Origin of the sequence: Rhodococcus sp. LB1, from assembly GCF_001583455.1 — a bacterium.
In the GTDB taxonomy this organism is placed as follows: Bacteria; Actinomycetota; Actinomycetes; order Mycobacteriales; family Mycobacteriaceae; genus Rhodococcus_F; species Rhodococcus_F opacus.
In genome coordinates this window covers 1-9,225 of the sequence record NZ_LTCZ01000028.1, presented here as the reverse complement: position 1 = coordinate 9,225, position 9,225 = coordinate 1, and the positions used below count along the sequence as shown (strand labels likewise).

8 protein-coding genes and 1 pseudogene are annotated in these 9,225 nt (G+C 67.1%); 6 read left to right on the top strand and 3 right to left on the bottom strand.

What is annotated here, in order from left to right:
* Positions 1 to 108: pseudogene (locus AZG88_RS51550) on the top strand (ATP-binding cassette domain-containing protein); the annotation flags it as partial.
* A gap of 60 nt (positions 109 to 168) precedes the next feature.
* On the opposite strand, the gene AZG88_RS05805 reads toward AZG88_RS51550, so the two are convergent.
* Together AZG88_RS05805 and AZG88_RS05800 are read right to left on the bottom strand one after the other, a co-directional pair.
* Positions 169 to 1,569: an MFS transporter gene (locus AZG88_RS05805; protein WP_061697175.1), complete on the bottom strand. Its 1,401-nt coding sequence runs from the start codon at positions 1,567 to 1,569 to the stop codon at positions 169 to 171.
* Positions 1,570 to 1,691: 122 nt separating this feature from the next.
* Positions 1,692 to 2,369, bottom strand: coding sequence for a TetR family transcriptional regulator (locus AZG88_RS05800; protein WP_061697174.1), 678 nt, complete (start codon positions 2,367 to 2,369; stop codon positions 1,692 to 1,694).
* A 110-nt stretch (positions 2,370 to 2,479) separates the two neighbouring features.
* Here AZG88_RS05800 and AZG88_RS05795 point away from each other — a divergent pair, with 110 nt between their 5' ends.
* Both AZG88_RS05795 and AZG88_RS05790 read left to right on the top strand, forming a co-directional pair.
* Positions 2,480 to 3,394, top strand: coding sequence for a shikimate dehydrogenase (locus AZG88_RS05795; protein ID WP_025432953.1), 915 nt, complete (start codon positions 2,480 to 2,482; stop codon positions 3,392 to 3,394).
* Between the two features lie 117 nt (positions 3,395 to 3,511).
* Positions 3,512 to 4,003, top strand: a complete 492-nt coding sequence (locus AZG88_RS05790) for a metallophosphoesterase family protein (protein ID WP_061697179.1) — start codon at positions 3,512 to 3,514, stop codon at positions 4,001 to 4,003.
* Positions 4,004 to 4,035: 32 nt separating this feature from the next.
* On the opposite strand, the gene AZG88_RS05785 is transcribed toward AZG88_RS05790, so the two are convergent.
* Positions 4,036 to 5,055, bottom strand: a complete 1,020-nt coding sequence (locus tag AZG88_RS05785; protein WP_197487785.1) for an Lrp/AsnC family transcriptional regulator — start codon at positions 5,053 to 5,055, stop codon at positions 4,036 to 4,038.
* Between the two features lie 142 nt (positions 5,056 to 5,197).
* Here AZG88_RS05785 and AZG88_RS05780 point away from each other — a divergent pair, with 142 nt between their 5' ends.
* The 3 genes from AZG88_RS05780 to hutH all read left to right on the top strand — a co-directional run.
* The gene (locus tag AZG88_RS05780) at positions 5,198 to 6,583 is read left to right on the top strand and encodes an MFS transporter (protein WP_025432950.1); all 1,386 of its coding nucleotides are present in this window, start codon (positions 5,198 to 5,200) and stop codon (positions 6,581 to 6,583) included.
* Complete coding sequence (locus tag AZG88_RS05775) at positions 6,580 to 7,788, top strand: amidohydrolase (RefSeq protein WP_082833242.1); 1,209 nt, start codon at positions 6,580 to 6,582, stop codon at positions 7,786 to 7,788. The genes AZG88_RS05780 and AZG88_RS05775 overlap by 4 nt, the downstream gene beginning before the upstream one ends.
* A partial coding sequence (hutH, locus tag AZG88_RS05770; protein WP_061697176.1) for a histidine ammonia-lyase occupies positions 7,785 to 9,225 on the top strand: 1,441 nt, incomplete at its 3' end. The genes AZG88_RS05775 and hutH, both read left to right, overlap by 4 nt.

The following is a 9,225-nucleotide window of genomic DNA, read 5'->3' as shown; positions in this document are numbered from 1 at the left end:
CGGCAGAAACTGGACTGCACCTTCGACGAGATCAGCCTCGAAGAACTCACCCAGCAGATGGCCGGCGGCGACGAACTCGAAGCACTCACCCACGAACTGCGGCGTTAGGCACCGACACGACGATGCGCCCGGCACACGTGCCGGGCGCATCGTTCGTTTCCGAGTGGATCAGACCTTTGCGTTCGCCTTCGCCTTCGTGAGCGCGACGTCCTCCTTGTCGAGGTCGAGCAGCGGAGTGCGGGAGTTCTCCTTGGCCGTGGAGGCGGAGGCCGCGGCGATCAGTGCGCAAACGGCGGTGAAGATCGCCACCGGCACCCAGTTCTTGGGGTCGGCGCCGCGCAGTGCCTGGGCGATAGTCGGTGCGAACCCGGCGAGGGCGAAACCGAGCTGCGTGCCGATCGCCATTCCGGAGTAGCGAACCCGCGACGAGAACATCTCGGCGTAGAACGCGGGCCAGATGGCGTTGGTCCCGGCGTAGACGCCGCCCATCAGCAGGATGCCCGCGAGGAAGATCATGGCCACGTTGCCGGTGCCGATCGCGGCGAAGTAGAGGAAGATTCCGGCGGCCGAACCGATCGCGCCACCGATGAACACCGGCTTGCGGCCGATCCGGTCGGACAGCATGCCGAACAGCGGCTGCGAGACCAGGGCCACCGCGTTGGCGGCGATCGCGACCCACAGCATGGTGGTGCGGCTCATGCCGATCTCGGGGGTGGTGGCGTAGGCGAGGCCGAACACGGAGAACACGGTGCTGACGACGGCGATGAAGGCGCAGAAGACCACACGGAGAACGTCACGCCAGTGCGTGCGGAAGAGGTCGACGATGGGCAGCGGGGCGGGCGTCTCGTCCAGCGCTTCCTTGTTGGCGATGAAGATCTCGGGCTCTTCGAGCTTGCGACGCACGATGTAGGCGACGACGAGGACGAGGAGGCTGCACCAGAACGGGACACGCCAGCCCCAGCTGTAGAGATCTTCGTCGGGCAGCGCCGCGACAGGGATGAACGCGAGGCTCGCGACGATGAAGCCGGCCTGAGTGCCGGTGAGCGTCCAACTGCAGAAGAAGCCGCGACGGTGGGCGGGGGAATGCTCGAGGGTGAGTGAGCCCGCACCCGACTGTTCGCCGGCCGCGGAGACGCCCTGGCAGATACGCAGGAACACCAGCAGCACCGGACCGACCATCCCGGCCTGCTCGGACGACGGCAGACAGCCGATCAGGAACGTGACGACACCCATGAGCACCAGGCAGAACATCATCACCTTCTTGCGCCCGGCCCGGTCGCCGAAGTGTCCGACGAACACGGCGCCGATCGGACGCGCGATGTAGGAGATGCCGAAGGTGGCCAGCGACAGCAGCAGCGGATTCTTCGATCCCTCGAAGAACACGTGCGGGAACACCAGCGCAGCAGCCGAGGCGAAGATGTAGAAGTCGTAGTACTCGAGCAGGCTGCCGAAGAAGGCGGCCTTCGCGGCCTTCTTCGCATTGGTGGGATCAGCGTTGGGGTCGACGGAGGAGCGGCCTTTGCCGTCACCGTTTCGACCGGAGACGCCGGTGCCGTAGTCGATGGTCATCGATACTCCTGGGGAGCGAGGAATGTGAACACTGGCGGCTCGGAAGAGCAGGTGTTCGTAGGTCGTAGAAGCAAGGTAACCCAGGTCACAGCCTCGAGTCAATAATGGTCGAAATGGTTAGTTCATACTTTCCCGGGCTGCTGCAGGTAGGCCAGGACGACGTCGCCGATCATTGCGCGCAGGTGGGGGCGGTTCTCCGCGCCGGTCAGATCCCAGTCGAACAGAGCCTTGAACGTGTACCGATTCGCCACCCGGAAGACGCAGTACGAGCTGATGAGCATGTGGATGTCGAGCGCCGTCGTGTCGGTGCGGAAGATGCCCGCGTCCTGTCCGCGCTGGAGGATCCGCTCGAGCGTGCGAATCGCCGGAGCCTGCGTCTCGGGGAGGCCCTCGGCCTGGACGAGGTTGGCGCCCCGATTCGTGTTCTCGATCGCGACGAGACGGATGAAGTCCGGGTGAGCCTCGTGATGGTCGAAGGTCAGCTCGGCGAGCGCGCGGATCGCCTCGGTCGGCTCGAGGTGGTCGACGTCGAGCTGGGACTCCTCGTAGCGGATCTCCTCGTAGGCCCGCTGCAGGACTGCCCGGTACAGCCCCTCCTTGTCGCCGAAGTAGTAGTAGAGCATCCGCTTCGTGGTGGCGGTCTTCGCCGCGATCTCGTCGATGCGGGCGCCGGTCAGCCCCTTGTCGGCGAATTCCGTCATCGCCACCCGCAGGATGTTCTCCCGGGTCTTCTCGGGGTTACGGGTCCGTTTGACCGTCTCCACCTCGGAGGTCGCGCCCGTCGTCTCGCTTCGTGTCATCGGTGTAACTCCTGCCTGTGCTGTCTTCCGCGCGGTATGGAGGTATGCTACCGTGACATAACTCACTAGATAGTTAATTAGCTCCCAGCCCTCTCCCGGAAGTGACCGCCATGACCTCTCGTGACCTCGATGCCCCCACCGCTCGCCCGTCGTACCTGTGCGGTCTGATCGGCACCGGGATCTCGAAATCGCTGACCCCGCCGCTCCACGAGGCCGAGGGTCGCGCGCAGGGCGTCGGATACGTGTACCGGATCCTCGACCTCGACACGCTGGGCATGGGCGTCGAGGGACTGCCGCAGCTACTGGCGGCCGCCAAGCTCCTCGGGTTCAACGGGCTCAACATCACGCACCCCTGCAAGCAGGCCGTCATTCCGCTGCTCGACGACCTGTCCGACGACGCCCGCAAGCTCGGCGCGGTCAACACGGTCCACATCGACGGCGGGCGCCTGATCGGCCACAACACCGACTGGTCCGGATTCGCGCGGAACATGGACGAGGGTCTCGAAGGGGCGCCCATGAACCGCGTCGTGCAACTCGGGGCCGGTGGCGCCGGCGCGGCCGTCGCCTACGCCGCGCTGACCCGGGGTGTCGGACACTTCACGATCATCGACGCCGATGCCGCGCGCTCGAAGGATCTGCGCGACTCGCTCGCCGAACTGTTCCCGGACCGGGAGATCGCCGCCGGCGACCTCTCCGCCGTTCCCGCAGCGGTCGGTGCGGCCCAGGGCCTCATCCACGCGACGCCGATCGGCATGGCGGCCCACCCCGGCATGGCACTCGACGCCGCACTGCTGCGCCCCGACCTGTGGGTCGCGGACGTCGTCTACCGTCCCGCCGAAACCGAACTCCTCGCCCGCGCCCGCGAGATCGGCGCCCGGACCCTCAGCGGAATCGGCATGACCATCGGACAGGCCGTCGACTCCTTCCGGATCTTCACCGGCCTCGAGCCGGACGCCCAGCGGATGCGTGAGCACATGGGTCTGCTGTTGCAGGCAGAGGACGCCGCCGCGCTCGCGGGCGCGTAAAGCACTTACTCCCACCCACTTCTGCACCCGCACCCTATTTCTGCACCCGCACCACTTTCGCACGCGAAAACGGGTGCGGATGCAGAGAAAGGGTGCGGATTCGCGCAGACTGTGACCGTGAGGTTATTGCTGCTGGCCGACACCCATGTCCCGAACCGGGCGCGCGACCTACCGGCTCGGGTGTGGGACGAGGTCGACCGCGCCGACGTGGTGATCCACGCCGGCGACTGGGTCGATCTCCCCACGTTCGAGGCGTTGCAGGCGCGATCGGCGCGGCTCGTGGCGTGCTGGGGCAACAACGACGGCGACGAACTGCGCGCCCTGATGCCCGAGCGGGCGGACGTGACCCTGGCCGGGGTGCGCATCACCGTCGTGCACGAGACCGGGGCCTCCGCCGGCAGGGAGAAACGGATGTCGGCGGCCTACCCGGACACCGACGTCCTGATCTTCGGGCACAGCCACATTCCCTGGGACACCACGACCGAATCCGGTCTGCGACTGCTGAACCCTGGATCACCGACCGATCGACGGCGGCAGCCGCACTGCACGTACATGACCGCCACCGCCCGCGACGGGGAACTCGGCGACGTCGAATTGCACCGGTTGTGACCTGCCCGACGTGACGGTTGTTCGGGCGCCCTTCAGTAGGCCGTCAGCGGGATCGTGCCGGTGGTCCGGCCGAGGGGGTCGAGGACGTGTCCGCCCCTCTTGTACGTGTGCAGGGTGATGAACCTGTCGGTGATCACGAGCGACGGGAGTTCGCGGGTCAGTGCGGCCTCGAACGGCGCGATCTCGGCAGCCGCGCGAAACCACATGGTGGCGACGATCGTCGACGTTCCTGTGACGGCCTCGACGACACGACATCTGGGCATGCGGCCCAACAGGTTTCCCGCTGTGTTCAGCTCACCGGGCGGAACGGTCATCATGAAAGTCGTCGGCACGATGGGCCCGAGAAGTTCGGGGGCTCCCTCGCACCGCAGGGCGACACGACCCGAGTCCGTCATTCTCTCGACTCGGCGGCGCGCGGTCGGCCCGGTCGTCCCGCACCGAGCGGCGAGATCGGTCCAGGATTGCCGGCCGTCCGTCGCCAGGGCTTGAAGTAGAGCCCGGTCCAGGTCGTCGAGTGAGGAAAGCGGTGTCCGACGGGTGGAGGGGGTCGGCGGCACCAGGCGAGTGGACTGTTCCAGGTCCAGCGCTTGGACCCGCCAGCGCGAACCCTCCCGGTAGGTGGTCAGCGCGACCATCGATGTCACCGCGGTGATTCCGTCGATTCGTTCGATCCGGTCGTCGAGAAGCCGAGCGAGATCTGCGATGCCGGGAACGAACACGTCGAGAAGGAAGTCCGCAGCGCCAGTCGTGCTGGACACGGTCGCCACAGCAGATTCGCCGACGAGTGCCCGGACTACGTCGCGTTTCGCCTGAGGTCTGCACTGGACGGCCAGGAATGTGGCACATCCCTGGCGAACGAATGCCGGGCCGGGAACCACCGCAACCCACGCGGAACCGCGTTCGGTCAGTAGCTTCCACCTTCTCGCGAGGGTCTTCGGTGTGTGCCCGAGGGTCTGAGCCAGCTCTGCCCAATCGACCCGCGGGTTGAGCTGGAGGGCGTCGGTGATGGCGAGATCGAGCTCGGTTGCTACCTCTGGCGTTACATCCGGCATTCTGCAGGGCCTCTTCTGTGAGAAACCGGTCATCTTTCCAGATTAGTGAGGTGGGCCACCGAGAGTTGTCGCAGCGCGGGTGCGCAACCTGGAACAACCAGGCACAGCGAAGTCGAGGTCGATGATGCGAACAATATCGGTTGTGGGTGAGGACCTGAGGGCCAGACGGCTCCCGGTAGGGGCACTACTGGGCTCGATGGCCACCGTCGAGTTGCTCAGCGGCGTCACGCAGGGCTATCTCACACCACTGCTGCCTTCACTCGGCGACAGCCTGCAGATCACGGCATCCGGACAGACCAGGATCTATCTGCTGTCTCAGTTGGCGTTCGCAATCTGGACACCGCTACTCGCCAAACTGGGCGACTCGTTCGGATACCGCCGTTTTCTCCGCCTCTCCATTGCCCTCGTCGCTGCCGGGTCACTGATCATGGCGATCTCGCCGAGCGTGCTGACGATCTCGGTCGGTGTCGTTCTCCAGGGTGCGGTCGTGGGCTTCATGCCGCTCCTGATCGGGATCCTGCGACACCAGGCGCCGGCGAGTCGCCGCACAGGAGTCGGCCTATTGGTCGGCGTCCTCACCGCGGCGGTCGGCATCGGCGGTGTCGTCTCGGGCTCGCTCAGCGAGCGGTCGGCGACACTCGGGCTGTGGGTCGCGGTACCGGTCGCGGTCCTGGCGGTGATCGCCGGCTTCCTCATCCCCGATGGTGCTCCACGGTCGGGCGGCCGCATTCCGATCCTGTCCTTCGCCCTGCTCTCGCTCGGTCTCGCCGGCGTGGTGGCCGCGCTGTCGCTCGGTGCGGACTGGGGATGGACATCAGGAGAAACGATCGGATCGATGTCTCTGGGTGTCGTCGGTCTCGCCGCATGGATCGGCGTCGACTCGGTCTCGAAGTGTCCGATGGTGGATCTCCGCATGCTCGTCCACCCGCCTGTGGCTGTCGTCTCCGGGGTCACCTTCTGTCTGGCCTTCTCGACGATCGGCTTCTTCGGTGCGAACGCGGTCTTTCTCGGGTCCTCACCCGACGACAGCGGATTCGGCCTTTCTTACGGGCCGCGTTCGATTGCGCTCGTCGCACTGGCGCTCAACGTATTCGCGCTCGCAAGTTCGCTCTCCACAGCGACAATGCTTCGCAGGCTCGGCGAACGGCAGACACTTGCCCTTTCGGGCGCCCTGATCGCAGCCTCGTTCGGCAGTGTGCTCCTCTGGCATTCGACGGCGCCCCAGTATCTCGCCGCAATCGCTCTACTCGGCATCGGTTTCGGCGGCTATCAGGCCTCGACGCGCGCACTGTGCGTCGAATCGGTACCCGACCGCGAGACCGCCATGGCGGCGGGGATCAACGAACTCGCGCTCTCGATGGGTGCGGCGATCGGAGCGGCCACTGTCGGCGCAATCCTGTCCGCGACCAGCACTTCCGCGGGCGTCACGTTGCAGTCCTACGTGTGGTTGTGGTGCGTGTGTGCAGCGGTCGCACTCGTGGGGGCCGGCCTCGGACTGTGCTACCGCAAGGGAGCTGACCTCTCATGACGGACCGAAGGACGCTCGTCCCAGCCGATGTTGCGGCGAAGATCGAGTCCTCTGTGGAGACCTGGTCGAGCGCACTGATCACCCTGAGCCACAGCCTCCATCACGAGCCGGAACTGGCGTTCGAGGAACATCGATCGGTATCCAAGATCATCGACCTCGCGGAGGGTGCCGGGTTCGAGACGGCGAAAGGGGTCGGGGGCCTGGCGACGGCCTTCGTCGCGACCAAGGGTACCGGCGCTCTCACCATCGGCTTCTGCGCCGAATACGACGCGCTTCCCGAGATCGGCCATGCGTGTGGGCACAACGTCAACGGCGCCGCCGCGGTGGGTGCGGCAATCGCGTTGGCGGAGGTGGCGGACTCCCTGGATGTCCGGGTCAAGCTCGTGGGAACCCCTGCTGAGGAAGCGGGCGGCGGGAAGGCCATCCTGCTGCGAGCCGGCGTATTCGATGATGTCGCCGCCGCCATGATGGTGCACGCGGGCGGGCGAGACGAGGTGGGCGGATCCTCCCTGGCGATGAGCCAGTGGACGGCCGAATATGTGGGTAGGTCCTCGCACGCCGCGACCGCCCCGTGGCTGGGCGCCAACGCGCTCGACGCGGTGGCCGTGGCGTACAACGCCGTAGGACTCCTGCGTCAGCAACTCGAGCCCGGCCTCGTCGTATCGATCATCGTCACCGACGGTGGGCACGCCTGCAACGTGATTCCGTCGAATGCTCGGGTGGCAGTGGAGATTCGAGCGACATCGACGACCAAGCTCCGGCAGGTGCAGGCGAGAGTGCGAGCGTGTCTCGAAGCCGGTGCCCTCGCAACGGGCACGGACGTCAGCATCACACCCTGCGGCGAGGACTTCGCGGAACTGCGGCAGGACGATTTCATGACCCGCGCATACTCCCGGGCGATCGGCACCCGCGGCCGGACCGCCCTGTCCCGGGCAGGCGACCACATCGCGTCGACGGATATGGGAAACATCTCCCACGTGCTACCCGCCATCCACCCGACCATCGGGTACGACGTCGGTGATGCCGCACACCACACGGCCGAGTTCGCATTGCACGGCACGTCCCCGTCCGCCGACGAAGCGGTACTGGACGGGGCAATGGCGATGGCAGCGGTCGGGGCGGAACTCGCCCTCGATCGAGATCAGCGCACACGACTGCTCGACCGAGTCCAGAATCCACACCTCCGAAGGGAAGAAAAAGTATGAGCGTCGATACCGTTGCGCGTCATGGAGACGACTGTGCACGAGCCGAGGAGACCGTCGTAGTCGGCGTCGGAGCTGTCACACCGGAGCAGGTGCTCAGTGTTGCTCGCCGAGGCGCTGCCGTGACGCTGTCCGAAGACGCGCTCCTTGCGATGAGCGAGTCACGGCGGCGCATCGAGGCGCTGGCCGAGGATCCGAAGCCCGTGTACGGGATCTCGACGGGTTTCGGGGCCCTCGCCACCCGGCACATACCCTCTGCGCTGCGGACGCAGCTGCAGCGCAGTCTGGTGCGCTCGCATGCCGCCGGAAACGGTCCCGAGGTGGAACGCGAGGTCGTGCGTGCTCTGATGCTGCTGCGGCTGTCGACCCTGGCCACCGGCAGGACCGGCGCGCGGCCGGAGGTCGCGCAGATCTACGCGTCGCTCCTGTCGGCGGGGATTACTCCGGTGGTCCACGAGTACGGCAGCCTCGGGTGCTCCGGCGATCTGGCGCCGCTGGCGCACGTCGCGCTCGCGGTGATCGGTGAGGGCACGGTGCGGGACGCGGACGGCGAGTCGATGCCGGCCGCGAAGGCGCTGTCCGCCGCCGGTCTCGCACCGGTCGTCCTCGAGGAGAAGGAGGGGCTGGCCCTGATCAACGGCACCGACGGCATGCTCGGCATGCTGGTGCTGGCGTGCGAGGACCTGCACGGGCTGCTGCGTCTGGCCGACGTCACGGCGGCGATGAGCGTGGAGGGGCTGCTCGGCACCGACCGGGTGTTCGCCCCGGACCTGCAGGCGCTGCGGCCGCACCCCGGTCAGGCCCGCGCCGCCGCGAACATGGTCCGGTTGCTCGCCGGCTCGGAGATCGTGCAGAGCCACGCCGATCCCAGCTGCACGGTGGTGCAGGACGCCTACTCGTTGCGGTGCGCACCGCAGGTGGCCGGGGCGGCGCGGGACACGCTCGCGCACGCCGAGCGGGTGGCGTCGTGGGAACTGGCGAGCGCCGTCGACAATCCGGTGGTCACGCTGGACGGGCGGGTGGAGTCGAACGGTAATTTCCACGGGGCGCCGGTCGGGTACGTGCTGGACTTCCTGGCGATCGTCGTCGCGGATGTGGCGAGCATGAGCGAGCGCCGCACCGACCGTTTCCTCGACGTCGCCCGCAATCACGGGCTGCCGCCGTTCCTGGCCGACGATCCGGGGGTGGACAGCGGCCACATGATCGCCCAGTACACCCAGGCGGCGATCGTCTCGGAGCTGAAGCGGCTGGCGGCGCCGGCGAGTGTGGATTCGATTCCGTCGTCGGCGATGCAGGAGGACCACGTGTCGATGGGGTGGTCGGCGGCCCGGAAGCTGCGCCGGGCGGTCGACGGACTGACCCGGGTCCTGGCGATCGAGGCGTTGACGGCCGCTCGTGCGCTGGACCTGCGTGCCCCGCTGGCGCCGTCGCCGGCGACGG

Coding starts and splice junctions, on each gene's coding strand:
- AZG88_RS05805 (WP_061697175.1), bottom strand. CDS start 1,569: ATGACCATCGACTACGGCACCGGCGTCTCCGGTCGAAACGGTGACGGC.
- AZG88_RS05800 (WP_061697174.1), bottom strand. CDS start 2,369: ATGACACGAAGCGAGACGACGGGCGCGACCTCCGAGGTGGAGACGGTC.
- AZG88_RS05795 (WP_025432953.1), top strand. CDS start 2,480: ATGACCTCTCGTGACCTCGATGCCCCCACCGCTCGCCCGTCGTACCTG.
- AZG88_RS05785 (WP_197487785.1), bottom strand. CDS start 5,055: ATGCCGGATGTAACGCCAGAGGTAGCAACCGAGCTCGATCTCGCCATC.
- AZG88_RS05775 (WP_082833242.1), top strand. CDS start 6,580: ATGACGGACCGAAGGACGCTCGTCCCAGCCGATGTTGCGGCGAAGATC.